The 23,704-nt window shown below is 68.4% G+C and carries 28 protein-coding genes and 3 pseudogenes; 15 read left to right on the top strand and 16 right to left on the bottom strand.

The genetic code is table 11. The annotated features are described in order from the left end of the window. Positions 1 to 197: 197 nt before the first annotated feature. On the bottom strand, positions 198 to 1,217 hold the full coding sequence (locus AB0G15_RS38155; RefSeq protein ID WP_362849910.1) for an aldo/keto reductase: 1,020 nt from the start codon (positions 1,215 to 1,217) through the stop codon (positions 198 to 200). A gap of 165 nt (positions 1,218 to 1,382) precedes the next feature. On the opposite strand from AB0G15_RS38155, the gene AB0G15_RS38150 reads away from it, so the two are divergent. The 3 genes from AB0G15_RS38150 to AB0G15_RS38140 all read left to right on the top strand — a co-directional run bounded on the left by AB0G15_RS38150 (position 1,383) and on the right by AB0G15_RS38140 (position 2,881). After that, on the top strand, positions 1,383 to 2,216 hold the full coding sequence (locus AB0G15_RS38150) for a helix-turn-helix transcriptional regulator (RefSeq protein ID WP_362849926.1): 834 nt from the start codon (positions 1,383 to 1,385) through the stop codon (positions 2,214 to 2,216). Positions 2,217 to 2,465: 249 nt separating this feature from the next. Further along, positions 2,466 to 2,762, top strand: coding sequence for a hypothetical protein (locus tag AB0G15_RS38145; protein ID WP_362849907.1), 297 nt, complete (start codon positions 2,466 to 2,468; stop codon positions 2,760 to 2,762). After that, complete coding sequence (locus tag AB0G15_RS38140; RefSeq protein WP_362849904.1) at positions 2,759 to 2,881, top strand: hypothetical protein; 123 nt, start codon at positions 2,759 to 2,761, stop codon at positions 2,879 to 2,881. The genes AB0G15_RS38145 and AB0G15_RS38140 overlap by 4 nt, the downstream gene beginning before the upstream one ends. Positions 2,882 to 3,029: 148 nt before the next feature. Here AB0G15_RS38140 and AB0G15_RS38135 read toward each other — a convergent pair whose 3' ends face one another. Next, positions 3,030 to 3,932: an NADP-dependent oxidoreductase gene (locus AB0G15_RS38135; protein WP_362849901.1), complete on the bottom strand. Its 903-nt coding sequence runs from the start codon at positions 3,930 to 3,932 to the stop codon at positions 3,030 to 3,032. 103 nt (positions 3,933 to 4,035) lie between these two features. Here AB0G15_RS38135 and AB0G15_RS38130 point away from each other — a divergent pair, with 103 nt between their 5' ends. Further along, the gene (locus AB0G15_RS38130) at positions 4,036 to 4,434 is read left to right on the top strand and encodes a helix-turn-helix domain-containing protein (protein WP_362849898.1); all 399 of its coding nucleotides are present in this window, start codon (positions 4,036 to 4,038) and stop codon (positions 4,432 to 4,434) included. A gap of 159 nt (positions 4,435 to 4,593) precedes the next feature. Here AB0G15_RS38130 and AB0G15_RS38125 read toward each other — a convergent pair whose 3' ends face one another. The 4 genes and pseudogenes from AB0G15_RS38125 to AB0G15_RS38110 form a co-directional block, all read right to left on the bottom strand. After that, the gene (locus tag AB0G15_RS38125) at positions 4,594 to 4,743 is read right to left on the bottom strand and encodes a hypothetical protein (protein WP_362849923.1); all 150 of its coding nucleotides are present in this window, start codon (positions 4,741 to 4,743) and stop codon (positions 4,594 to 4,596) included. Continuing rightward, positions 4,740 to 4,913 (bottom strand): annotated as a pseudogene (locus tag AB0G15_RS38120) (hypothetical protein); the annotation flags it as partial. The gene AB0G15_RS38125 and the pseudogene AB0G15_RS38120, both read right to left, overlap by 4 nt. A 115-nt stretch (positions 4,914 to 5,028) precedes the next feature. Beyond that, complete coding sequence (locus AB0G15_RS38115; RefSeq protein ID WP_362849895.1) at positions 5,029 to 6,405, bottom strand: FAD-binding oxidoreductase; 1,377 nt, start codon at positions 6,403 to 6,405, stop codon at positions 5,029 to 5,031. Between the two features lie 42 nt (positions 6,406 to 6,447). Then, a complete protein-coding gene (locus AB0G15_RS38110) occupies positions 6,448 to 6,999 on the bottom strand; it encodes a dihydrofolate reductase family protein (RefSeq protein WP_362849893.1) in 552 nt (183 codons plus the stop codon). A 101-nt stretch (positions 7,000 to 7,100) separates the two neighbouring features. Here AB0G15_RS38110 and AB0G15_RS38105 point away from each other — a divergent pair, with 101 nt between their 5' ends. From AB0G15_RS38105 to AB0G15_RS38095, 3 genes are all read left to right on the top strand, one after another. Further along, positions 7,101 to 7,574 (top strand): MarR family winged helix-turn-helix transcriptional regulator, encoded by a 474-nt coding sequence (locus tag AB0G15_RS38105; protein WP_362849891.1) that lies wholly within the window; start codon positions 7,101 to 7,103, stop codon positions 7,572 to 7,574. Positions 7,575 to 7,948: 374 nt separating this feature from the next. Then, positions 7,949 to 8,980: a helix-turn-helix transcriptional regulator gene (locus AB0G15_RS38100; RefSeq protein WP_362849888.1), complete on the top strand. Its 1,032-nt coding sequence runs from the start codon at positions 7,949 to 7,951 to the stop codon at positions 8,978 to 8,980. Beyond that, the gene (locus AB0G15_RS38095) at positions 8,977 to 9,582 is read left to right on the top strand and encodes a short chain dehydrogenase (RefSeq protein ID WP_362849886.1); all 606 of its coding nucleotides are present in this window, start codon (positions 8,977 to 8,979) and stop codon (positions 9,580 to 9,582) included. Before AB0G15_RS38100 ends, AB0G15_RS38095 begins: the two co-directional genes overlap by 4 nt. 137 nt (positions 9,583 to 9,719) lie before the next feature. Here AB0G15_RS38095 and AB0G15_RS38090 read toward each other — a convergent pair whose 3' ends face one another. Continuing rightward, positions 9,720 to 9,866 carry a hypothetical protein gene (locus AB0G15_RS38090; protein ID WP_362849885.1) on the bottom strand — a complete coding sequence of 49 codons (147 nt, stop codon included), beginning with the start codon at positions 9,864 to 9,866 and terminating at the stop codon, positions 9,720 to 9,722. Positions 9,867 to 9,943: 77 nt separating this feature from the next. After that, positions 9,944 to 10,228 (bottom strand): annotated as a pseudogene (locus tag AB0G15_RS38085) (Tn3 family transposase); the annotation flags it as partial. A gap of 576 nt (positions 10,229 to 10,804) precedes the next feature. On the opposite strand from AB0G15_RS38085, the gene AB0G15_RS38080 reads away from it, so the two are divergent. Then, positions 10,805 to 11,419, top strand: a complete 615-nt coding sequence (locus AB0G15_RS38080; protein ID WP_362849882.1) for a DsbA family oxidoreductase — start codon at positions 10,805 to 10,807, stop codon at positions 11,417 to 11,419. Positions 11,420 to 11,479: 60 nt separating this feature from the next. Continuing rightward, positions 11,480 to 11,764, top strand: coding sequence for a transposase (locus AB0G15_RS38075; protein WP_362849879.1), 285 nt, complete (start codon positions 11,480 to 11,482; stop codon positions 11,762 to 11,764). 288 nt (positions 11,765 to 12,052) lie between these two features. Here AB0G15_RS38075 and AB0G15_RS38070 read toward each other — a convergent pair whose 3' ends face one another. The 3 genes from AB0G15_RS38070 to AB0G15_RS38060 form a co-directional block, all read right to left on the bottom strand. Then, positions 12,053 to 13,024 carry a type II CAAX endopeptidase family protein gene (locus tag AB0G15_RS38070; RefSeq protein WP_362849876.1) on the bottom strand — a complete coding sequence of 324 codons (972 nt, stop codon included), beginning with the start codon at positions 13,022 to 13,024 and terminating at the stop codon, positions 12,053 to 12,055. A gap of 286 nt (positions 13,025 to 13,310) precedes the next feature. Beyond that, positions 13,311 to 14,243: a type II CAAX endopeptidase family protein gene (locus AB0G15_RS38065; RefSeq protein ID WP_362849873.1), complete on the bottom strand. Its 933-nt coding sequence runs from the start codon at positions 14,241 to 14,243 to the stop codon at positions 13,311 to 13,313. Positions 14,244 to 14,588: 345 nt separating this feature from the next. After that, on the bottom strand, positions 14,589 to 15,128 hold the full coding sequence (locus AB0G15_RS38060; protein ID WP_362849921.1) for a hydrolase: 540 nt from the start codon (positions 15,126 to 15,128) through the stop codon (positions 14,589 to 14,591). A 20-nt stretch (positions 15,129 to 15,148) separates the two neighbouring features. On the opposite strand from AB0G15_RS38060, the gene AB0G15_RS38055 reads away from it, so the two are divergent. Next, positions 15,149 to 15,349 carry a LysR family transcriptional regulator gene (locus AB0G15_RS38055; RefSeq protein ID WP_362849919.1) on the top strand — a complete coding sequence of 67 codons (201 nt, stop codon included), beginning with the start codon at positions 15,149 to 15,151 and terminating at the stop codon, positions 15,347 to 15,349. 43 nt (positions 15,350 to 15,392) lie between these two features. Here the strand turns inward: AB0G15_RS38055 and AB0G15_RS38050 are convergent, their stop codons facing one another. Continuing rightward, positions 15,393 to 16,358 carry a chlorophyllase gene (locus tag AB0G15_RS38050; protein WP_362849870.1) on the bottom strand — a complete coding sequence of 322 codons (966 nt, stop codon included), beginning with the start codon at positions 16,356 to 16,358 and terminating at the stop codon, positions 15,393 to 15,395. 115 nt (positions 16,359 to 16,473) lie between these two features. On the opposite strand from AB0G15_RS38050, the gene AB0G15_RS38045 reads away from it, so the two are divergent. After that, entirely contained in the window at positions 16,474 to 17,121 is a 648-nt protein-coding gene (locus AB0G15_RS38045; protein ID WP_362849867.1) for a TetR/AcrR family transcriptional regulator, read from the top strand. Between the two features lie 293 nt (positions 17,122 to 17,414). Here AB0G15_RS38045 and AB0G15_RS38040 read toward each other — a convergent pair whose 3' ends face one another. After that, complete coding sequence (locus tag AB0G15_RS38040) at positions 17,415 to 18,173, bottom strand: MerR family transcriptional regulator (protein ID WP_362849864.1); 759 nt, start codon at positions 18,171 to 18,173, stop codon at positions 17,415 to 17,417. Between the two features lie 307 nt (positions 18,174 to 18,480). Between AB0G15_RS38040 and AB0G15_RS38035 the strand changes: the two genes are divergently transcribed. Then, positions 18,481 to 18,948, top strand: coding sequence for a transposase (locus AB0G15_RS38035; RefSeq protein WP_362849861.1), 468 nt, complete (start codon positions 18,481 to 18,483; stop codon positions 18,946 to 18,948). Here the strand turns inward: AB0G15_RS38035 and AB0G15_RS38030 are convergent. Both AB0G15_RS38030 and AB0G15_RS38025 read right to left on the bottom strand, forming a co-directional pair. Then, positions 18,948 to 19,055, bottom strand: a pseudogene (locus AB0G15_RS38030) (low temperature requirement protein A); the annotation flags it as partial. The gene AB0G15_RS38035 and the pseudogene AB0G15_RS38030 sit on opposite strands and share 1 nt — an antisense overlap. Positions 19,056 to 19,393: 338 nt before the next feature. Then, positions 19,394 to 19,894, bottom strand: coding sequence for a MarR family transcriptional regulator (locus AB0G15_RS38025; protein WP_362849858.1), 501 nt, complete (start codon positions 19,892 to 19,894; stop codon positions 19,394 to 19,396). A 97-nt stretch (positions 19,895 to 19,991) separates the two neighbouring features. Here AB0G15_RS38025 and AB0G15_RS38020 point away from each other — a divergent pair, with 97 nt between their 5' ends. From AB0G15_RS38020 to AB0G15_RS38010, 3 genes are read left to right on the top strand one after another with little or no spacing between them, the layout of a single operon-like run. Continuing rightward, positions 19,992 to 21,062: an LLM class flavin-dependent oxidoreductase gene (locus AB0G15_RS38020; protein ID WP_362849855.1), complete on the top strand. Its 1,071-nt coding sequence runs from the start codon at positions 19,992 to 19,994 to the stop codon at positions 21,060 to 21,062. Continuing rightward, a complete protein-coding gene (locus AB0G15_RS38015) occupies positions 21,059 to 21,727 on the top strand; it encodes an NAD(P)-binding domain-containing protein (RefSeq protein ID WP_362849852.1) in 669 nt (222 codons plus the stop codon). Before AB0G15_RS38020 ends, AB0G15_RS38015 begins: the two co-directional genes overlap by 4 nt. Positions 21,728 to 21,762: 35 nt before the next feature. Further along, entirely contained in the window at positions 21,763 to 22,398 is a 636-nt protein-coding gene (locus tag AB0G15_RS38010; RefSeq protein ID WP_362849916.1) for a pirin family protein, read from the top strand. Positions 22,399 to 22,426: 28 nt separating this feature from the next. Here AB0G15_RS38010 and AB0G15_RS38005 read toward each other — a convergent pair whose 3' ends face one another. After that, a complete protein-coding gene (locus AB0G15_RS38005; protein ID WP_362849850.1) occupies positions 22,427 to 23,629 on the bottom strand; it encodes a low temperature requirement protein A in 1,203 nt (400 codons plus the stop codon). Positions 23,630 to 23,704 lie beyond the last annotated feature (75 nt).

Below are 23,704 nucleotides of genomic sequence, written 5' to 3'. Positions count from 1 at the left end.
GATCCGGCACGCCTCCTTCGTCGACCCGTTCGCCGGGCTGCGCCGCGGCGACCTCGACGCCCTGATCTGCTGGCTGCCGGTCGAAGAACCCGACCCGACGATGGAAATTCTGTGTCAGTCGAGCCGCGTGCAGCTGGCCGGGCTCAGCGTGTTCCTCTCAACGAGCGGGACAGCTACTCCGGTATCGGCCTCCGGGCTCAGGCCGGCGACCGGAGCCCGGCGGGGCGACGACGGAGAGCGGGGTCGAGCAATGCCGGGGGCTTGTACTCCTGGTCGAGCGCGCTGACCTCGGTGCCCGGCGGGACGATCTTGTCGATCCGGTCGAGGATGTCGTCGGACAGCTCGGCGTCGGCTCCGGCCAGAAGGTCGTCGAGGTGTTCCATGGTGCGCGGGCCGAGGAGCGCGGCGGTGACGCCCGGGTGGGCGATGGCGAACGCCATGGCCAGGTGGGTCATGGGCAGGCCGGCCTCCTCGGCGAGCGGGATGAGTTGTTCGACGACGTCGATGCGGCGCTCGTCGGTGAGGTGGCGGGAGAACCGGACGCGTTTGAGGTCGTTCTCACCGCCCTTGCGCACCCGGCCGGTCAGCAGGCCCTGGCCGAATGGACCCCACACCATGACGCCCATGCCGTACTCCTGCGCCAGCGGCAGGACCTCCCGTTCGATGCCGCGGTTCAGGATCGAGTACGGCGGCTGCTCGGTGCGGAACCGCTGCAGCCCGGCGCGTTCGGCGGCCCACCGGGCCTGGACGATCATCGAGGCGGGCGTCGTCGAGGAACCGATCACGCGCACCTTGCCGGTCCTGACGAGGTCGGTCAGAACCGAAAGGGTCTCCTCCAGGTCGGTGTCCGGGTCGGGCCGCTGGAGCTGATAGATGTCGATGTAGTCGGTGCCGAGCCGGCGCAGGGAGTTCTCGACAGCGGTGGTGATCCAGCGGCGGGAGGCACCCTGCTGGTTGACGCCCTCGCCCATGGGCATGCCGACCTTGGTGGCCAGGACCACCTCGTCGCGGCGGCCCTTGAGGGCCTTTCCGACGATGTCCTCGGAGTCGGCGTAGCGGTCGGCGGTGTCGATGAGGTTGATCCCGGCGTCTAGCGCCTTGTGGATGATCCGGACCGACTCGTCCGGGTCGTTGCCCATCTGGCTGGCGAACATCAACGTGCCGAGTGCGTAGGGGCTGACCTTGATCCCGGTCCGCCCGAGGTCGCGATACTTCATGAACGTGCTCCTTCGGTCCCCACCGGCGAGTGGGTCCCCGCTGGCCACCGCCCGTCGGCCGGTACATCCACCTTCCGCGGACCCGCGGGCATCAACCAGTACCCGCCGCAGCCAGTGGACCCGGAGTACCACGACGGGACGCGGCCGATTGCCCATACTGGGGAGATGACCGGATCCACGGATCTTGGCAGGGCCTTGCACGCCTGGCGGGATCGCACGAAACCGGCCGAGGCCGGCCTGCCGGACGACGGACGCCGGCGCGCGCCAGGCCTACGGCGTGAGGAGCTCGCCCTGCTCACCGGCTTGTCCGTCGACTACATCGTGCGGCTCGAACAGAGCAGGTCGACGAATCCGTCCCCCCAAGTACTGTCCGCGCTGGCCCGGGCGTTGCGGCTGACGACGGCGGAGCGTGAGCACCTCTTCGTGCTCGCCGGTCAGGCGGTGCCGGGCCCCGGGCAGATTTCCGACCATGTGCCGGCAGGCGTCCAGCGCCTGCTGGATCGGCTGACCGGCACACCGCTGAGCGTGTACGACGCCGCATGGAACCTCATCACGTGGAACCGGTTGTGGGCCGCGCTGTTCGGCAACCCGCCCGCGTCACGCGGCTTCGGGAGGAATGCGGTGTGGTGGTCCTTCGTGGAACCGCCCGCCGGATACCCCCAGGCGGTGAGCCGGAAGACGGGTCACCGGGCGGCTTTCGTGTCCGACCTGAGAGCGGCGTCGGCTCGCTATCCGAAGGATGCCGGACTGGCCGCACTGATCGATGAGCTCCGTGCCCGGAGCGGTGACTTCGCGGCGCTGTGGGGCTCTGGCGTGGTAGGTGTGCACGAGCCCCTGACCAAGACGGTCCGGCATGCGAGCGTCGGCGAACTCACCCTCGACTGCGACATCCTCGCGGCGCTCGGCACCGATCTGCGGATCATGGCCTTCACCGTGGCGGAGGGTAGCGAGACCGCCGAGCGGCTGCGGCTACTGGAGGTCGTCGGCGTCCAGGTCTGACGGGCGCCGTCGCGTCCGGGCTTGACGGGCGCCGGAACGGACACATGATCGGAGAGCGTCGCCACCGGCAGGTCCGCAGGTCGGGACCGATGCCTCCACACGGCCGGCAGCAAGCGAGCTCACGATAGGCGAGGCCTTCGGGGAGGATCGGACCGGATTCTGGCGCTAGAGAGACGATCTTGAAGACGATTCGGTGACGAGGGCTGTTTGCCCTGTTTGCCCTGGTTGAGCGCTCTAGCGTGCCTGCTCATGCCTGTGGATTTCCTCTCAGATGAGCAAGTAGCCCGCTATCGCCGGTTCCGGCCCGAGGTGTCGGTGGCCGAACTCGAGCAGTTCTTCCGGCTGGACGCCAAGGCGCTGGAGGCGCTGGCTGGCAAGCGCCGCCCGGCGACCAAACCGGGCAGCGTGCAGCGCGGGGTGCGGCGCAAGGATGAGGCCTACGTGCCGCCCTACGACGACGCGCGCGAGCTCGCCACCGACGCCGGCGTCGTCCACAAGACCCTCGCGGACGCCAAGACCTCACCCGACCTGGGAGCACCCCAGTGAGCAGCGACGACGACCGTCCGCCCTACCCGGAGGAGAGACCGTTGCCGCTGGCGATGCGCCGCGCAGACGGCGCGAAACCGTGGCCCGGCTACCACGACGACCTGGAGGAGTCCTCGTGAACGAAGACGGGGCCGGCCACACCGCCGGCCTCCGTCCGGACGGGCCTGCGCAGCCCCAGGCTGGTGCCCTGTCGTATTGGACTGTGTCGTAATTCAGGTGCTCGGGCGGCCCGCGAGCATGATCGCGACGGCCTGGTTTCGCTGCGGGTCAGGGGACGATCACCACGCCGCCGCGCACGCCGCCTTGGGCCAGCCGGTCGTGGGCGGCCGCCGCGTCAGCGAAGGGGTACACGCCAGCAACCCGGAGCGGGATGTCGCCGCTGGTGACGAGTTTGACCAGTTCGCCCAACCGGCGTCCCTCGGGTCGCACCTCCAGCGCGAACGTCCGGATTCCCCGCACCGGTTCCGGGCGAAGCGGGGGTGACGCGGCCACGTAGCCGCCGCCGTCGCGGATGACGTCCAGCAGCGAGGGGCCGATCACCGCCAGGTCGATGACCGCGTCGAACGTCCCCATCGGATCGCCGGAGCGCGGCAGGAAAGCCGCGCCCAGCGACTCGACGAACTCACGGTCGTCGGCTCCGGCGAGTCCCGTGGCGTGCAGGCCGCTCGCCCGGGCCAGCGCCAGGACGAACCCGCCGACCTGCCCGGCGGCGCCGGTGACGAGCACGGTCGAACCCGCCGGGAGCGCCAGCAGGTTGAGAGCCTGGGCGGCGGCGAGGCCGTTGGTCGGCAGAGTCGCCGCCTCGGTGGCGGGGACGCCGGTGGGTGCGGAGGTCAGCCAGGCGGCATCGAGCACCACGTACTCCGCGTGGGCGCCGACCGTGGTTTGCAGCCATGGCGAGAAGCCGATGACCTCGTCGCCGATCGCGAACTCCTCGGCCGACGGGCCGACAGCGTCGACGGTGCCGGCCACGTCCCAGCCGGGCGTGTACGGCAAACCGGTCGGCAGCGGGGCCGGGAACCGGCCGGAGCGGACCATCAGGTCGACCGGGTGCACAACGGACGCGGCGACCCGCACCCGCACCTGCCCCGGCCCGGGATCGGGCACCGGCACGTCGGCCACGTGCAGGACCTCCGGCCCTCCGAACTGTGAATAGCTGACTGCGCGCATCGCCGTCTCCTTCGTGGGACCTCGTGATCACACGACCGTACAAATCAAAGGAACTGTGAGAAAGTAGGTACCGTGAAGTGCCTAGGGCACCGCAGGAGGGAAAATGGCGACGACGACCGCGGCACAACGCCGCGAACAGGCCAAACGCGACTACGACGCGTTCCTGGAAGGCTGTCCGACCCGTGAGCTGCTGAGCAGGCTCACCGACAAGTGGGTCGCGCTGGTGATCCCGGCGCTCGCCGGCGGCCCGCAGCGGCACGGCGAGCTCGCCCACCGCATCGCCGGCGTCAGCCAGAAGATGCTCACCCAGACCCTGCGGACGCTGGAGCGCGACGGACTGGTCACCCGCACGGTCACCGCCTCGGTACCGGTCCGCGTCGACTACGCGCTCACCCCGCTCGGCCATGAACTGTTCCCGGTCATGATCGCGATCAAGGACTGGGCGGAGACGCACATGGACCGCGTCTTCGAAGCCCGCGTCCAATTCGATGCACGCCCCTGAAACACAGGACGCCGGCTATCTCATAGCGGCTTCCAGGCCTCGCAGGTGTACGCGCCTGATGCGATACGACTCAGAGGACCGGTCGTCACAGAAGACGCATCCGAACGAAAAGTCACGCCAACGTCAGACCTGTCCATCCCTGAAAGCGTGGAGACTCGGTTATGCGGCGATGGTCTTCTGAGACTTCGCCTTGGTGGCTGTTCGCACGGTCATGATCTGCTGCTCGTAGACGATCGGGGGTAGCCCGTCGGCGGCGCTGTGCCGGCGGCGGGTGTTGGAGAAGTCGGTGATCCAGGTGGCGATCTTCAGGCGGGCTTCGGCGTGTGTTGCGAAGCGGTGCCGGTAGACGTATCCGACCTTGAGCGGGCCAGCCGTTCCATCTGCACCCAGTTGGCCAGCGTGCCCGCATTGATGCCCGGATCCTTCGCGACCTGCGCGATCGGCTTTCTCGTCTCCCGCACGATGCGCACCGCGCCCGCCCGGAACTGTGGCCCTGGCGCAGCACTTCCTTGGAGTGTCCGGCCCGCTCGACGTGCTGCGGCTCCTTATCGTGACTGGCCGTTTGGTTGCTGCGCAAGCCCCGCCTACTGACTCTCAGGCGGGAACCGTCGGAGATGGAGCCCACTTCGATGACGTCGGGCGGGCGGCGAGCGGTGCCGGCGGGATGTTGTGCGTGACACCGAAGGTGTTGTCAGGGTCGTACAGGCGCTTGACGGCGCTCAGCCGCCGGTGGTCGGCGGCGGTGTAGGCGTCCGCGGTCCGGGTCGAGTCGTGCAGGAAGTTCAGGAACGCCCCACCGCTGGTGTGCGCGCGCAGGGCTTCGGCCAGGACCGGAGAGCCGGCGTCGGCGATCACCGACAGGCGGGTGGCGCGGTGGCCGACCGGGCCGGCGTCAGGGCCGGGGCGGCCCATGGCGCCGCCCCAGTGCCGGATCTCCACGGCCGGCCCGTCGTACGGCTCGGCGACGCGTATGATCGCCGCGATCGCCGGGTCCGGCAGTTCCTTCAGGAGTTCGACCTGGCCAGGGGCGATGCCGCCCATGGAGGCCTCGGCGTACGGCATGGTGCGGAAGTCCTCGATGAGCGCCGGGCCCGCGGCTCGCCGCAGCGGCCGCAACAGCCGCCGGCCATGGTCGGCGCTCCCCGCGTACAGCGCTTTGAGCTGCAGGACGCGGCGGCCGCGCACGAGTGGGGGCACCTGTGGGTCGTCGGGCATCGAGGTCAGTGACAGTGCGGTGCTGAGCTCGTCGGGCAGCCCGGTGATCCAGTCCCGGTAGAAGGTCACAATCTCGCCGGCGCGTTCGACCGGGAAACAGGCGGCGCCCGTGAAGACCTGGGCCACCGGGTGCAGCCGGAACTCCAGCGAGGTGACCACGCCGAAGTTGCCGCCTCCGCCGCGCAGCGCCCAGTACAGGTCGGGGTGGCTGTCGGGAGCGGCGATCACGAGCCGCCCGTCGGCCGTGACGACCTGGGCGCGCAGCACACTGTCGGCGGCGAAGCCGTACGCGCGGGAGAGCCAGCCCAGGCCGCCGCCGAGGGTGTACCCGGTCACGCCGACGTCGGCGTGCGAGCCCGACAGAGGAGCCAGTCCGAACGGCTCGGCGGCCGTCATGACCTGGCCCCATCGGGCGCCGGGGCCGACACGGGCGATGTGCCGGCGCGGATCGAGGAGTACTCCGCTCATAGGGGATGTCCTCAACAACAGGCCGCCGTCGCAGGGCGCGTGAGTGCCGTGCCCGGTCGCCTGCACGGCCAGTGCCAGGCCGGCGTCCCGAGCCGCCACGACCGCCGCCCGTACGTCCTCGGCGCTGGTCGCCTCGGCTACCAGCGCGGGTCGCTGGTCGATCGGTGTGAACAGCGGGCGCCGGTGCTCTTCGTATCCGGCTTCGCCGGGAAGATGCACAGCGCCGGCGAAGCCGGCGCGCAGACGGCGTGCGGGGGTGGGGGTGTTCCTCGATCCGGTCAGGATCATGATGACCGTTCCCTTCTGGGTGTTCGCCGCTCCTGCGATGAACTAGGCGGAGGGCTCGGGGCGGTAGGTGAGGACGACGGTGCCGCCGGCGAAGGTGGTGGAGTCGGTCAGGGCCAGGGTGGCGGCGCTGTCGACGCGAAACAGGGGCTCGCCCTGGCCCTTGATGACCGGGATGATCCACACTTTGTACTCGTCGAGCAGGCCGGCTTGGGCCAAGGCGTCGGTGAGGCGGCCGCAGCCCCAGATCAGGATGTCCTTGCCGTCCTGTTCCTTGAGCTTGGTGACGTGCGCCACGAGGTCATCACCGGGGATCACCGTCGTGGGGTTCCACGCGGAGGCGTCGACCGGCTGGGACGCGACCACGTACTTGGGAACGGAGTTGACGTGGTCCGCGTAGGGGTTGCCGGACATGTTCGGCCAGGCCTGGGCCATGCCCTCGTAGGTGATGCGGCCGAGCAGCAGGGCGTCGGCGCCGAGCGTCATGGACAACGCGTAGTGCTGGGACTGGGCGTCGGAGTAGTGCAGCGACCACTCGTGCGGGTTGTCGATGAAGCCGTCGAGGGTGGTGTAGGTGGATGCAATGATCCTGCGCATGTCTGCCTCTTTGGGTCAGGGGGTGGAACCGACTGAGACTTACGGTAAAGTAACGATCATTGATAGTCAATGATCGTTACTAAAAACTGGAGAGGACTTCCATGGGCACTACCGGCAAAGGCCCAGACCTGGGCATGCTCACAGGTCAGCTCATGCGGGCCATCCAGGAGGAGCTGTTCCACACCCTGGCTGAGCAGGGACACCCCGACGTGAGCCCGCGGCACGGAACGGTCCTGGCCTTCCTCGACCCCGGCGGCACCCGCGCGACCGATCTGTCAGCCCGGTCTGGCCAGCACAAGCAGATCGTCGGCACGATCACCGACGAACTCGCCCGCCTCGGTTACGTCACCCGCCGGCCCGACCCCGCCGACCGTCGCGCCAAGCTCATCGTCCCCACCGACCGCGCCCTGGACGAGGTCGCCAAGGCCCGCGCCATCCTCGCCGCGATCGAAGAGCGCTACGAACAGGCCCTCGGCGCCGACCGGTACACCGCCTTCAAGGACACCCTCCAACAGATCACCCGCCACCAACGTGCCTGGAACGAGGCCGCCACGGCAGCCCGGCCGGCACCCTGACGGGGACTGTACGGCGTGCGCCGTGAGGCGCTGTGATTTGAGTGGAGGTGGGAGACCTTCCTCGACCAGGCGCGAGCCGGGATCGCAACGCGGGGTGTCGTTAAGGGTGGCAGGCCAAGTACTTGGTCTTCCCCCGATGAGCGCGGGCGGCCTGGTGGTCGGCGCGGCCGCGGTGGTCGCGCGGGTAGCGGGCCCGGTCCGCGTGCGAGGGTGCCCCGGCCAGAATGAGGCGGCCCTGGCCAGCGATGACGGCGGTGCGGTGGCGTTTGCGGGGCCGATACTGGTGGAGTCGCGTATTGAACTGTCACGAGTTGTCGTCCCCCTGGGCCTTACCGGTGACGTTCCGTGCTTCCCGGAGGCGTGGCGGTTCAGTCGTGGAACCCGCGGAAGACGCCGTCCGCGGCGGCGCTCTCGGCGAACTCGCCGAAGTCCGTGTTGGCAATGGAACGGAAGGTCCGCGAAGGTATCCCTGTTCGGGGCAGGCAGAAATCGGCGATCGGCGCGACGATGGGCTGGTGGTCAGCAAAGGAGCGAACGATCTCGGCGGCTTTCTGCGTAGCCGACGCGAACGCCTGACGCCAGACGCTGCGGGTGTCGAGCCCGGCGCTACTCGTCGGCGAGTCCCGGGACTGCGCAGGGAAGAGCTGGCCGAACTCGCCGGGGTCAGTATCGGCTACTACACGCGACTGGAGCAGGGGGTCAGCGGTAGCGCTTCTGGCGCCGTCATCGACGCGCTGGCCGCGGCGTTGCAGCTCTCTCCGGCCGAGCACGAACATCTGCGGATCCTTGCTGCTCCGCGACGACCGACTCGTCCTCGTGCCCGTAGAAGCAAGCTGAGGCCCTCAGTACGTGAACTGCTCGCCGCCATGCCCGGAACACCGGCGATCGTGATCGATCACCGCGCCGACGTCCTTGCGTGGAACCGCCTCGGACACGCTCTGCTGGCCGGCCATGTCGACGTCGACGCCCCGGACATGCGGATTCGGCCGAACATCGCCCGAATGCTGTTCCTCGACCCGCACCACCGCGCGTTGTATTGCGACTGGCACGCCAAGGCACAGGTCACCGTCGCGGCCCTGCATCAGGCGGTTGCGCGGCACCCGGCCGACCCAGAGCTCGAACAGCTCGTCGGCCAACTCGCCGTCGACAGCCCGGAGTTCGCGCGAATGTGGGTGCGGCGCCCCGTCCGAACGTGCTCGTACTACCTACGAGAACTCGACCATCCTGTCGTCGGGCGAGTGACTCTGGCGAACGAGACGGTCACCCTGCCTGACGATGACCAGCAGATCGGCCTGTTCTACGCGCGTCCCGGCACATCTGACGCCGACGCGCTCACCTTGCTGGCACAGAGCCTCGAACGACGCATCGCGCCAGGAACCCTGTCCCGGAAGGAGAAAGCACGATGAGGATCGTCGTCGTCGGCGGCGCCGGTACCATCGGACGACGTTTGGTGCCCGCGCTGCGATCGCGCGGCCACGACGTTGTCGTGGCCGGACGCACCTCAGGTGACGTCCACGTCGACCTGACCTCGCACTCGACCATCGAGGCCATGTACCGCGAGGTCGGGGCGGTCGACAGCGTCGTGAGCATCGCAGCGCATGGCGCGCTCGACGAGTTCACGACGCTGACATCCGACGCATTGTTTGAAAACATGCGAGCCAAGTTCTTCGGGCAGGCAGATCTGGTTCTCACCGGCCAGCACCACTGCGCCGACGGCGCCTCCTTCACCCTGACCTCCGGTATCTTCGCCGACCAAGCATGGCCGCACGTCACTGGCGGCGGCGCCATCAGCGGCGCCCTGCACAGCTTCGGCTTGTCGGCCGCGATCGAGCTACCGCGTGGTATGCGGATCAACGTGGTCAGCCCCACGATGATCGGCGACTCCCTCGACGCCTTCGCCGAACACTTCCCCGGCATGCGTCCGGTGCCGATGGACGAACTCGTCGGCCACTACCTGCGCTGCGTCGAAGGTGACGACACCGGCCGCATCATCCGGGCGTACGGATGACCACGCGACTCGCGCTTACACGTCGTCGCCACGATCATCACGGCTGAACGCGCTGGGCTGCCGCCCGTCCGAGTGGCACCGGAGCCGCTGACGATCGGTGTCAATCAGAACAGGGTCTCGCGCATACGCAGTGGCCGCTACCCGGTGGGGCCGAGTTGGGCGAGTTCGCCTTCGATGCCGACGTCGATGGAGCCGAAGAAGTCGATGTTCTCGCTGCGCGCCGGGGAGATGTGAGCCAGCACCTCCTCGTCGACGTGGCGCCCGGACCGGCGTGTCGACTCCACCGCAGCCCGTAGTACTCGGTCGTCCACGTCACCACCGCGTCGGTGACCAGCGTGAGGCACCAGGCTTGCTCGGTGATCGGAATGTCGGTGGCGTTGCCGAGGATCTCATCCAGCATGTAGTGCGCCCCGCGCTTGGTCGCCACGATGATCTTCGTGCCGTAGGCGGTGTGCCGGTCAGTCACATGGGTGTACGTCGACAGCCCCTCGTGGGCGAAGTACCTGCTCAACGCCCTGGCGGTAACCGGCTTGCCGCGGGTGGGAAACCGCTGACCGTCGCTGGAGGACGGGGTGCCGGAGCCGAAGACCGGGGTGGGCGGCAGCTTCTGGCGGTAGCCGATCAGCGCCAGGTTCGCCGCCCGCAGCGGGCGCGGCGGCCGTTCTTCAGGTGACGTCGGAAGTCGCGCACCGCGCCGGCGACGGCGTCGGTGAGCGGGTCGCCGTCGAGTGCGTCGGCGTCGGCTTGGCCGGCGAGCCAGGCGAGGTACCCGCGTAGCCGGGAGCGGTACTTGGACTTGCTGGAGTCGGCCAGTGTGAGCGCTCGAGCGCGGTGGCGTACTTGGCGAGGATCGCTGCGTACGGGCCGGGGAGCTCGACGGCTCGCGACCGGCCTGTGTTTCCGGAAGCTGGTCCGGAGGTCTGCGGGATCTCTGAGGTTGTGTTTCCGGAAGTCACTCCCGGATTCCACTTCCGGAATTGCCGAATTCCGGAAGTGGAGCAGGATCGGTTGCGCCTTCGCCCGGGCATTTGACCTCAAGTGTGGTTGAGATTGCACGATGGCGGCCGGGGCGTCACCCCTCATCCGACCTTGAGGAATGTGTTCGTGAGCGCCGCAACGCCTCGATGCCCGATCCCTGCCGGTGGGCGGCTGTACCCGTCGGCAGCACGCCGCCGGGTCACCGAACTCGCTCCATCAACCACGATCACTGGACGGGACATTCATGAAGCTTGAGATCTACGCCGATGTGCTGTGCCCCTGGTGCTACATCGGCAAGAGACGCCTGATGGCCGCCTTGGCCCAGCAGCCCGGCCGCGACAGCATCGAGATCGTCTGGCGCGCCTACGAGCTCGCGCCGGACGAAGGCCGGACGCCCGGGCCGACCGCCGCGGAGGCCATGGCCGGCTGGTGGGGCGAGCAGGCGGCCGCCCGCATCGCCCGGATCCGGTCGCTGGGCGCGGCCGAGGGCCTGGAGCTGAACCTGCATCTGGCCCGCCCGGTGAACACCTTCGACGCGCACCGGCTGGTCAAGCTGGCCGCCGATCGCGGCCGGGCCGATCAGATGATGGAGCTGCTGCTGCACGCGTACCACACCGAGGGGGACAACGTGGCCGATGCACAGGTCCTGCGGCGCCTGGGCGGCGAGGCCGGACTGGACAGCGGGGAGGTGCGCGATGTCCTGGACGGCGACGACTACGCCGACGAGGTACGCGCCGACCGGCGCCGCGCGGCAGAGCGCGGCGTCACCGGCGTGCCCAGTCTCGTGATCGACGGCCGCCCGCCTGTCTCCGCGGTCCAGCCCGTCGCCGATCTGCAAGGGCTCCTGCGGTGGAGTTGACCCGGTTTGGCGGACACCTGACCTCTGAGGAACCCCGGTTCCCGGAAGAAGGAGTCTGCTGTGCCGAACAACTATCCGCCGGAGTTCCGCCGGCAGATGGTGGAGCTGGTGCGCGCCGGACGGTCGCCGGAGGAACTGGCTCGGGAGTTCGAGCCCTTCGCCCAGTCGATCCGTACCTGGGTGCGCCAGGCCGATCTGGATGACGGCCGCCGCGCCGACGGCTTGACCAGTGCCGAAAAAGACGAGCCGGCCCGGCTGCGCCGGGAGGTCAAGCTTCTCCGTGAGGAGAAGGAGATCCTGCGCAAGGCCGCGGCTTGTAGCCTGCCGACGCCTCCGGCGGCGTGATGCGACCTCGGGAAAGATCCCCGCAGATGATCACCGGCAGTCGAAAAGTGCCTCTGACCTGCGTACTGACACCTCATGCAGATTTCTGCTGGCGTCCTGCTGCAGGTTCGCGCCTCTCTCCGCCGGACCACAAGAGAGGCACCTTGTCGGCAGAAAAACAGCCGTTTACTTGCGCGATCAACCACCCGGAGGCCACGTACTTCTCCGTGTGACTTCTGGGGCCTCGTGAACGCGGGTGCCGCCCGCGCGCCCCGGTACGGGACGCGCGACCGGAGCTCGAGTGCTCTCTCAGCGGTTCCTGGGCGCCGACGGCGCCGACGGCGCCATCGAGTTCGAGCGCTTGGCGCGCTCCACGAGCCAGACCATGACGACGACCAGGACGTTCATCACCATGAGGATGATGATGGAGGCGCCGGGCCCGGAGCCGACGGCACGGTCGATCACCGACGGGCCGCCGCCTGCGAAGAGGCCATTCACGATGCCTGCGAGAACGTTGTTGGAGACGTGGAATGCCATCGCGGCTTCCAGCCCGCCGCTGATCAGGCCCATGAGCGCTGTGCACGCGGAGAAGACGAACAGGTAGCTGACGAGCCACGGGTCCAGGGACACGTGGACCACTGCGAAGAGCGCTCCGGAGACCATAATGCCGAACGCCATGGCGAGACGGATGCTACGGAACCAGGAGCCGGCGGCGGGGATGGCCGCTCCTCGGAAGGCTATCTCCTCACCTGCCGACTGCAGAGGGATGGCGAGAAGAGTGGCGATGAGGATGGCGACGGTGGATGCCCCGATCTTGAATTCCCCCATCCCGGTAGACCCCGGCTCGATGAGTGCCGTCACGATGATCGTAAGACCGACCAGGCCCGCAGATCCGAGGAGATAGACCCCGGCGCGGCGCCAGTCGAAGGTGCGGGTGTGACGGAACACCGCCCGCCACGGCACCTTCGCCATCTTCGAGACCAGTATCGTCGTGAGTAACGCGGTGATGGCGGTGCTGAGGCCCGTGGCGACGATCGTGAGCGGTGTGAGTGCGGGCTTGTTCGGGTCTGCCGGGCCTTCGATCAGGACGACCGGTTGGAACACGATGATCTGGACCAGGAGCAGCATCGCCGGTATCGCGATCAGGACGACCAGGGACTTCCAGCGCGCCATGCGGAAGTGGACGCCGAACGGACGTTCGGGCAGTGTTCCAGGCAGTGCGACGGCTGCGTCACCGGCGTGAAGAGGAGCGGCGGAGCCCTGCTCTTCGGGCCCCGTCACTGTTCGGCTCCCGACCGGCGCGATTCGCCGTCGCCGCCCGTGACGACTGGTGCCTGCCCCGCTGCAGCCCGGCTGATGGGTGCCGCGGGGTCGGGTCGGGGATCCGCGCTCTGGGGCCCACAGGGCTCTGGTGTGCGCACGGTGAACAACCTTTCTTGGGGAGGGATCGATTGATCCGCTCTTGAGTAGAAAATCTGCCGTAGAGGCAAACACAAACGGTCAACGGTGTGGCCGCAGGAAATACTGGGCCGCTCACTACCGTGCCCCCCGGAGCATCCGGGGATCTTTAGACAGTCGAGGTCTGCGCAGGAGCCCCTGCCGCCCTCGGCGTCAGAACCGTCCCTGTGCGTCGAGCACGGATCGCCACGACGATGACGGTGCCGATGACGAGCGGAACAGGGATGAGGACGCTCAGGTCGATCGCGCCGGCGGAGCGGTCGGTAGCCACGGTCGGGTCCACCTGGAGCGCGGCGTCGATGACGAACTGCGTAGCGTTGTACACCGCATGGAGCACGACGGCGATCTCGAGCCCGCCGGTACGCCAGGTGATCCACGCGGTGCCGACCGCGAAGACGATGTACCAGAGGTTCAGCAACCCGCTCGTGGAGAAGTGGACGCTCGCAAAGAGCACGCTCGAGATGATGATGGCGAGCACGAGCCCGAGGCGGGCATTGCGCGTCCAGCTGCCCACGACGCGGAAGATGAGACCGCGAAAACCGTACTCCTCGCCCGCGGCCTGGAACGGCGTCAGGGCGAGTGCCGTGGCGGCGAGAAGCAGGGTGTCGTGCCATGCCCAGGTCGTCTGCGGCAACGGCGTCCGGTAATACACGATCTGGAACACGACAATCACCGGAAGGAGGACCACGAGGGCGCGGCCGAAGACGTCGAAGCGGAAGTGCGACAGCACCGAGGACAGCGACCCGCCGCGCACGCCGTAGAGCCAGCGCTGGATCAGCATGCTCCACGGGATCAGGAGGGCCACGGACAACGCCCCCGCGGCGTTGACGAGCGGGGTGTACCCCTCCCTGGCCTCGGTGCCGATCGCCGAATCGATGAGGGCGGCGATGATGGCGAGCGCAAAGACGAAGATCTGCATGCCCCCGAGGAGGAGGGCGATGGCGAGGATGCCTCGCCCGATACGGCGTTTGTCGCTCACGAGCCCACGGTGGTACTCGACAGGCGTGATGGGGTCTTCCATCATGTTCTCTCTGTTCTTCATGGGTAGACGTTCTTAACGGGTGGACGCGAGGTCGGTATGGCGTGAGTCGTCAGACGCCGATGCCGTCGAGGAGCCAGTTGCATCTGAGGTGGACGACACGCTCCGAGACCAGTCCCGCTCAGCGTCGCGCGCTCGATCCACACACCCCGGGGGCGGCACTGCCGATATCCGCGAGGATGGTGACACGCCCACCTTTCGTCGTTGTGAGTACTGGCTGCAATGCCGAGGCATCTCGGCACTTTCCCAGTTGAAACCGTGTCCTTGGGACCGGGTCAAGTCTGAGACTGGAGGCGGCCTGGCGCGCCACGAGCGCCGGAACCGCCTCCAGCTCAGCGACAGACCGGACTACGCGCCGGCACCGCCGGTGGTTGGCGTGGCCAGCAGCTGCAGCTCCCACGCGAGCGCGACGCCGGTGGCGCCGCCGTGCTCGGAGAGGATCGGCCCGAGCTGGTTGGCCGTCTCCTCGCGCGCCCAGTCGCGCTGCCACTCGCTGGACACGACCAGCCAGGTGACCGGGACGACGCCCGCGCGCTCCATACGGCGCACCGCCATGTCGTGCGCCTCGGTGCTGACCCCGTCGCTGGCGTCCGTGACGACGAAGACGTCATACCCGTCGGCGAGCGCGTGAATGGCGGGCATGGCGACGCAGATCTCCGTCCACAACCCCGCGATGATCAGCTTCTTGCGCCCGGTCTCCTGCACGGCCTCGACCACACGACGGTCCTCCCAGGTGTTGGTGGAGGTGCGGTTGATCGGCTTCTGGTCAGGGAAGACGTCCTGGACGGCCTGGATCAGGTGGCCACCCCGCTCCTCGACGACGGTGGTCGGGATGGTCGGCACGCCGAACACCTTGGCGAACTTGGCCAGGCCGACGGTGTTGTTGATGACGAGCGTCGGTTCGGGCCCTGAGCCATCAGATCCGTAAGCTCGAGGAGATTCTCGGCACGCCGTTGTTCGTGCGCTCCAGCCGTCGGGTAGGGCTCACCGCTGCGGGGCGGACTCTGATCATCCCCGCGCATATGCGCATTACCGCCATCCGCGCGCATCCGCCTCGGGGAACGGTGCCGCAGCGCGCGAGGGATGATGCGGCTCAGGTCGGTCGCTGACGACCCGGTCGGACTAATCGTGCCGGGGACTACGTGCCCGGGGCTACTTGCTGTCGATGCGGCCGAGTGCCGCACCGCTCTCAGCCAGCGCTGCGGTGGCCTTCGCCCATCCGGTACCGGCCGGGTCCAGCGCGCTGCGCAGGTAGGCGGTGGTCAGTCGCTGCAGGACCGCGACGCGCTCCGGGTTCTCGTCGGTGGTCTCGGCGGCTTCCCAGCTCGGGATGCCGCCCAGGGAGTGCTCGGCGCCGAACAGGGTCAGCAGGTCGGTGGCGCCCGGGCTGTGGGTGTAGGCGTCTGTGAACCAGTCCGGGCCGCGGCTGGACATCTTCGACTGGTCGTGGTCGCCGGCCACCACGAGCGTGGGCGTGGTCAGCTCGGTGAACGATGGGTTCATGAACGGGAAGTGCTCCCGGGCGAACGGGTACAGCTCTTCGCCCCTGATCCCGGTCGCGGCCAGCAGCACGCCGGCCTGCACGCGCCGGTCCGCGTAGTCCTGGCCGGCCTTGCCCGTGCTGTCGAGGACGCGGGCGCCGAGCAGCATCTGCACGGTCTGGGCGCCCCAGGAGTGTCCGGCCGCGACCACCCGGTCCCGATCGACCCGCCCGGCAAGGCCTGGCACCGTACGTTCGATCGCCTCGAGCTGGTCCATGGCTCGCACGAGGTCGGCATGCCGCTCGGTCCAGACGTGGCCGAACCCGGGGTCGTCGAACCCGATGCCGTCGCGACGGGAGTCCAGGTGCGTCGGCTGGACGACGACGAACCCACGAGAGGCCCAGAAGGCCGTCAGGGGTGCGTAGCCGTCGAGCGACCACCCGTTGCCGTGCGAGAACAGCAGCACCGGCAGGTGCTGCCCGGTCACGGGGGCAGAGACGCGCACGTGGAGGGGGAGCGCTCGCCCTGGCGCGTCGAGACGCACCGGGGCGACCGAGACGACTGGGGCACCGGGACCGACGACGGCGTCGAGCACATGGACGATCGGGGTGTCGGCCGTTGCGGGAGTACCACTCATGGGAGATCACTCGTCCTTTGCGTTGGGAGCCCCCGCCGAGGACAATTTAAGCGGAGCGTCGCTCCGAAACAATACGGAGCAGCGTTCCGTTTCGCAAGTCTCGACGGAGGTTCCCATGACGACTCCCGGTCCCGCCGGCTCGGCACCCCGCGCGAAGCGCGTCGATGCCAGGCGCAACGAACAGACCCTGCTGGAGGTCGCCGCCGCTGTTTTCGTGACGGACGGCGTGGACGCGCCTGTGCGGCTGATCGCCGAACGTGCGGGGGTGGGCATGGGGACGATCTACCGGCACTTCCCCACGCGTCCCGCATTGGTGGCGGCGGTGTATCAGCACCAGGTGGAAGCGCTGGCGCAAGCAGGCCCTTCACTCCTGCGCGAGTCCGGCGACCCCGAGGTCGCCCTCCAGCGATGGGCGGTCGGCTTCGTCGACTTCCTCGTGACCAAGCACGGGCTCGCCGGCGCTCTCGGGTCCGACAAGGAGGGCGTGAATACCCTGCATCAGTACTTCGTCGACCGGCTCGTCCCGGTCTGCGACGCCCTGCTTGACGCCGCACTCGAACCGGAGGCCACCGGGCGAGTGTCCGGGTACATGCTCATGCGCGGCATCGGCAACCTCTGCATCGGCGGCGGCAACGACCCCCACTATGACGCCGCCCGCCTGGCCGCCCTTCTGGTGACAGGGGTGCTCGCCGGGGCACGGCACGGCCGCGGCTCGGACACCATCGCTCCGGAAGACGACTCCAACCCGCCGCGCGGCACATAGTGACCCGAACACCGATCACGGACGTCGCACTCGATCCGGCGGCTGCACCATCGGTGAGTTGTCGGTTCGCCGATCGGGGAAACGGCGGCGCCAGGGCCGGCCGTCCGCTCCAGCGTGCCAGTCGCTCCCGGTCACCGATGGCCGAGTTTCTGCAGCTGGGATTCGGTGATCGCCGTGGCGACCGCGACGATTGTCGCCGTATCGCCGATGCGCGGCGAGCCGGCAGGTTCCCCATCCTCCCGGCTCCGAACGGGCCTTGCTGCCCTTGGTCGCGAGTTTCCCGACGGGAGGAGTCAAGCGGGATCCGTGTCGTCCTCGGCCGCCTGCGCGAGGCCCGGTCGCTGGTGCGCGAGGATGCTGGCCCGGGTGAGCACGTCGATCTGTGCGGTGTTGTAGAGCGCGGTTACGGCGTCGACGAACGTCTGCTGAGTGGCGTGCTCACTCTTGGACAGGCGCCCGGCAGGGTTGTTCAGCCACGGATAGTCGATGAGGGTCTGGGCGATGAGCGGTGCAAGTCTCTCGGCGAGGCTCTGCCGGGTGGCCTCGTCCGCGTCCGGAGGAAGGGCGTCCAGCTCCGCGTTGACGGGATCGGTGTCGGTCTCCGTCATGCGCTGCAGGTCTTTCAGGGCGTCGTCGTCATACAGCCGGGTGTAGATGTGGATGAGGGAGGTGTCGGCCGCGGACAGGTGCCCAGCGGCGGACTCGAAGCCCGCCGGGGTGTCAGCCGGCACGCCATCGCGCAGAATGACGGCGATGTCGGAGCGGGCCCTGCGCAGGCGCTCCATCTCGGCGGCGAGCTGGGCGTCGACCTGGCGCAACACCTCCAGGGGAACGTCCCCGTTCGACTTCGCCACGCCGATCTCGGACAGTGGCACCCCGAGCTCCACAAGGCGGCGGATGCGCAGCAGGCAGACAAGGTGCGGTACGCCGTACTGCTTGTATCCGTTGTACCGGCGCTCCGGGTCCTCGAGCAGGCCGAGCCGGTGGTAGTGCCGGATGGTGTTCACCGTGGTGCCGGCGAGCTCGGCGAGTTCTCGGGTGCTCCAGGCCATGTCTGTCCCTTCCTGGATCACATCGGACACGGATGCATGTCGTGGCCGACGCCTGGAGGTCCACGCGATGATCTCGATGCGGGTCCACGGGATTTGACGTGATCCCACCGTCGAGTCAAGTCCACAGGAGAGTTCTCGACACTGTGTTCCTATCGGTCCTCGCGGGCACGATAGCACAGCGGATGCGGTTGCGTCCACGGAGGTGGTGTGCGAGTTTTCCCAGGTGGCAGGCGTGGCGCCGTGAAATGAGGACGGCCGTCGCGTGATCCTTCAGGTTGCTAAACCAAGATCGAAGGAGCACGGAGCGATGGCCGTGAACAACAGGGCGGACCCCGCCGCGTGGCTGGCGGAGCAGATCCAGCAGGGCGATCCGGATCTGTTGCGATCCATGGTGAAGACCATGGCCGAGACGCCTGTGTCGGCCGAGGCCGACGGGGTGTGCGGCGCCGAGTACGGCATGCGCAGCGAGGAGCGCACCAACCGACGCAACGGCTACCGAAGCCGCGAGTGGGACACCCGCGCCGGCATCGGCCTGGAGTTCCTCACCGGAGAGCTGCAGGGCTCCCATGACCCGCTTGTCACCTGGCACACCCTGCCCACCTTCGCCATGCGCGAGATGATCGAGCGGAAGGTGCCGGTCCGGCCCGCCGAGCCGGAGGCGTACCTGCACGTCTGGCAGGTGACCGCGCACATGCTCGGCATCAAGGACGAGGACGTGGCGAACCAGGTGAAGTTCATCCAGGCCCACCAGATCCCGAAGAACACCAGACCATAGGTGACCAGGCCGTCGAGCACGTGCCCCTCGGTCAGGGCGTGGTGCAGCTGTACGGCAGCGATGCTCACTGCGACGACGAAGACGAGGTCGGAGAACAGCTCGAGCATGCTGGCCGGCCGGCCCGGTTCGTGGGGGTCGCGGGCCGCCATCGGGATGAGGCGGAACCTGCTCGTCCGACGCCGGGGGTACGGGCATCGTCGCGGGGTTCTTCCTGTCGCGAGCGCGAGAGGCGTCGTGGCGGATGGCTCTGGTGCGCGCTCGTGCACGGTCAGGTGGACGTCGTCGCGCATCTCCTTCGGATCGAGCGCGACGGTCTCGGCGGGGCCGTTCGGTATGACCCCGCCCTCCTCCACGACGAAGCTGCCCTGCGACGGCGAGTCGAAGGTGAATCTCACCTCCAGCCACCCCCTGTCGAACCTGCAGGTCTTGCCGACCATCTGCATGGTCATGGAGCTTCCTTCCCCTGACGCCCGCGCTGCGGCTCGAGGCCGAGGTGTCGGCGTAGCGCCTCAGTGAACTCGTCGACCTGTACCAGCTGTTCCGGGGAGAGCGCGTCGACGAAGAGCTCGCGCACGTCACACAGGTGCGGCACCGAGCCGTGCCGGAACGACTCCGCTCCGAAGTCGGTCAGCCGCACGTCGATGCCGTGGACGTCGTCGGGGCACGGGGCTCGGCGTACGAGCCCGCGCTTCTCCATCCGCCCCAGGTGGTGTGACAGGCGGCTGCGTTGCCAGCCGATCAGTTGGGCCAGCTCGGAGGAACGCATCGTCCTCCGATCCACCTCGCTCAGTGCGAGCAGCACCCGATAGTCGGCGGAGGACAAGGACGACTCGCTCTGGAGCCGTCCCTCCAGGAGGGTGCGCAATGTTTCGGCGGTCTCGATGTAATTGCGCCAGATGCGCAGCTCCTCGCGCGTGGGCATCGCGCGGCGCTTTTTCTGCGCCATGGCACCTCCCGGAATTGACACGTCAACTCTGCACGTTACAGGATTGACACGTCAATCCCAATCACGGTGAGACCCGGATCCCGCAAGGAGCGAACCCATGACCGACAGCACCGCCGTCCAGTTCGGTATCGACAGCTTCGGTGACCTACCTCGCGACGATCGGGGAAATGTCGTCTCCCATGCTCAGGCGATCCGCGCCGTCGTGGACGAGGCGGTCCTCGCCGACCAGGTCGGCGTGGATGTCATCGCCCTCGGCGAGCACCACCGCCCCGAGTACTCGATCTCCACTCCCGAGACGGTGCTGGCCGGCATCGCCACCAGGACCGAGCGCATCCACCTCGCCTCGGGTGTGACAGTCCTGTCCTCCGACGACCCGGTGCGCGTCTTCCAGCGTTTCGCCACGGTCGACGCGCTCTCGAACGGGCGCGCCGAGGTGATCCTGGGCCGCGGGTCGTTCACCGAGTCGTTCCCGCTGTTCGGGTATGACCTGGCTGACTACGAGATCCTCTTCGAGGAGAAGATCGACCTGTTCCACAAGCTGCTGGACGAGGGACCGGTCACGTGGGAGGGCACCACGCGCGCCGCGCTCAAGGACGCCGACGTGTTCCCCAAGACGGAGTCCGGGCGGCTGACGACCTGGGTCGGCGTGGGCGGGTCGCCCCAGTCCGTCATCCGGACCGCGCGGTACGGGTTCCGGCTCATGCTCGCGATCATCGGCGGCGCGCCCGACCGGTTCGCCCCGTACGTCGACCTGTACCGGCGCGCCACGGAACAGCTGGAGACCACCGCCTACCCGGTCGGGATGCACTCGCCCGGCTTCGTTGCCCAGACCGACGAGGAGGCCAAGCGACTTTTCTGGCCTGGCTACAAGGAGATACGCGACCGCATCGGCGCCCTGCGCGGCTGGCCCCCTGTGCGGCGTGAGGAGTTCGAGGCCGACGTCGAGCACGGCTCCCTCTACGTCGGTTCGCCCGAGACCGTCGCGCGCAGGATGGCCCGTGCCATCCGCACGCTCGACGTCGGGCGCTTCGACCTGATCTACTCCGCCGCCGGCTCCGTCTCGGCCGGCGACCGTCTGCGCGCCGTCGAACTGTACGGCACCAAGGTGATCCCGATGGTGCGCGAGCTGCTCGCCGAGGAGCCCAGCACGCTGGAGGTGGCCCGATGACGGTGCGCACGGCCGTACGCACCATCGGCGTCCTCGGGGCCGGCAAGGTGGGCACGGTGCTGGCCCGCCTCGCTCTCGCCGCCGGGTATCGAGTACTCGTCGCGGGGTCGGGGGACCCCGCGAAGATCGCCCTCACCATCGACGTCCTGACGCCCGGCGCCACCGCCGTCTGGTCCGCCGAAGCCGTACGGGACGCCGACGTCGTGATTCTCGCCCTCCCGCTCAGCAAGTATCGCGCGCTCCCGGCCGACGAGCTGCGCCACAAGCTCGTCATCGACACCATGAACCACTGGTGGGAGGTCGACGGGCCCCGCGAGCGGTTCCTCGCGCCCGGCGTCTCCTCCAGCGAGGAGGTGCAGCGTTTCCTCGACGGTGCACGCGTCGTCAAGGCCTTCAACCACATGGGGTACCACGACCTGGAGGACGAGGGCCGGCCCGCCGGGGCACCGGGCCGCAAGGCGATCGCGGTCGCCGGTGACAGCGAGGCAGACGTCACCGAGGTCGCGGCGCTCGTCGATGACCTGGGCTTCGACCCCGTGCCTATCGGACCTCTCGCCGAGGGCGTCCGACTCGAGCCGGGCACCGCCGCCTTCGGCGCCAACGTCCAGGCCGCCGAGCTCCGACTTCTGACCCAGGCAGCCGTGCACAACCCGATCGTGGAGTGATCCAAGTGAGCAGTCCGGAAGCGGCCTCGGAAGTGATGCGGTCCATGACACAGGCCGGAAGCACCACCGGGGTCGAGGTGCTCTCGGCCCGCGACGTGCCCCTGGGCGGACCGCGGGCCTTGCAGGTGCGGCGCACGATTCCCCCGCGGGCTCGGACACTGATCGGCGCCTGGTGCTTCGCCGACCACTACGGACCGGTCGAGGTGCCGGCGGGCGGCATGGACCTACCGCCGCATCCCCACACGGGGCTGCAGACGGTGAGCTGGCTCTTCGGCGGCACCATCGAGCACCGCGACAGCCTCGGCACCCACTCGCTCATCCGTCCGGGAGAGCTCAATCTCATGACCGGTGGCCACGGCATCGCCCACTCCGAGGTCTCCACCGCGGACACCACGGTCCTCCACGGCGTCCAGTTGTGGGTGGCCCTGCCCGACGCGGACCGGGAAGCCGGGCGTGACTTTTCAGCACCACGTGCCGGAGCCCGCACGGATCGACGGGGCCGAGCTGCGGGTCTTCCTCGGCTCAGTGGCAGGCGAGACCTCTCCGGTGCGGACGTTCACCCCCCCTGCTGGGTACGCAGCTCGACCTCGAGCCGCACGCCACGATGCCCGCCAACTCGGTCTCTCCTTCTTGCCGGGCCTCGTACCGTTTGGCCTCGGGAACGTTCATAACTTCGACTGCCATGTGCCCTCCATTTGTCTACTTCGGGGTCGATGTCATCAGAGCCGCAGGGTGAGCTTGTGGCGTGCGGTTCAGAGGCTTCTGCCAGATCAGGGCGGCCACCACACCGGTGAGGATGACGGCGGTGAGCGCGAACGGGATCGGGATGAGAGGGTCGATGAGGACGAGGACCCCTCCGACCGGCACGATGATGTTGATGTGGCTCCCGGCGCTGCGACGCATCACGAGCAGCCAGATCCCGAGGATGAAGACGGCGATCGGAATGGTGTAGGCGAAGGACGCGACCACCGGGTCGAGCTCACTGTGGCCGGTGATGACATCGACCTCGGCTTCGATTCCGGCGGAGAGCGCGCCGGCCGCGGCGAAGATGAAGTAGTGACCGTAGCCGTAACCGAGCGAGAGACCCAGACCGCTGATGGCGGTGTGGTGCGGTGCCCAGAAGTACACCCACCACAACGCGGCCGTGACGACGAGCGTGAGCACGGCCACCCTGATCAGCGGCCCGGGTGTGTCGCCCTCATGAAGCGCCTTGATGATCGCGTTGGCCGAGGCCAGCAGACTCTCGCCCAGCAGGATGAGGGTGAACAGGCCGAACCGTTCGCTCAGGTGGTGCGGATGCCACGGGGTTCTGGCCCGTCGTTCCGCGGCGACCGGCACGGCGAGCTCGGCCCCAATCAGGACGATCACGGCGACCCAGAACGCGGTGGCGGGCAGGAGCAGAGAGGCCAGCCAGAGCATCTGAACGGCGGCGATCCCGATGGCGTAGGTGGTGGTGGACCGGCGGGTGTCCCCGGCTGAGCGTGACGCGCGCATCCATTGCGCGACGAGCGCGATGCGCATCACGACGTATGCCAGCATCAGTACGACATAGTCCTGGTCCTCGAACGCCGCCTGTATGCCGGAGGCGAGCACGAGCACGCCGCCCATCTGAGCGATGGTCAACAGTCGGTAGAGCCAGTCGTCGGTGTCGAACGAGGTGGCGAACCAGGTGAAGTTCATCCACGCCCACCAGATCCCGAAGAACACGACGGCGTAGTTGACGATGCCGTCCAACACATGCGCTTCGGTGAGCCGGTGGTGCAGCTGGACGGAAGCGATGCTGACCGCGACGACGAAGACCAGGTCGAAGAACAGCTCCAGTGACGACGCGGTCCGGCCGGCCTCGTCCGGGTCGCGTGGCCACATCGGTACAAGCCGGTAGCGAGACGTGGGTGCGTTCATATGGGCTCACCTAGGTCGACTCGTCGGGCCCCCAGTAGAGACCCTGTTGCCAGAACAGGGTCAACCGCCGGTGTT

It is taken from the genome of Streptosporangium sp. NPDC023825 (assembly GCF_040639575.1).
In the GTDB taxonomy this organism is placed as follows: domain Bacteria; phylum Actinomycetota; class Actinomycetes; order Streptosporangiales; family Streptosporangiaceae; genus Streptosporangium.
This window is presented reverse-complemented; position numbering and strand designations above follow the sequence as displayed.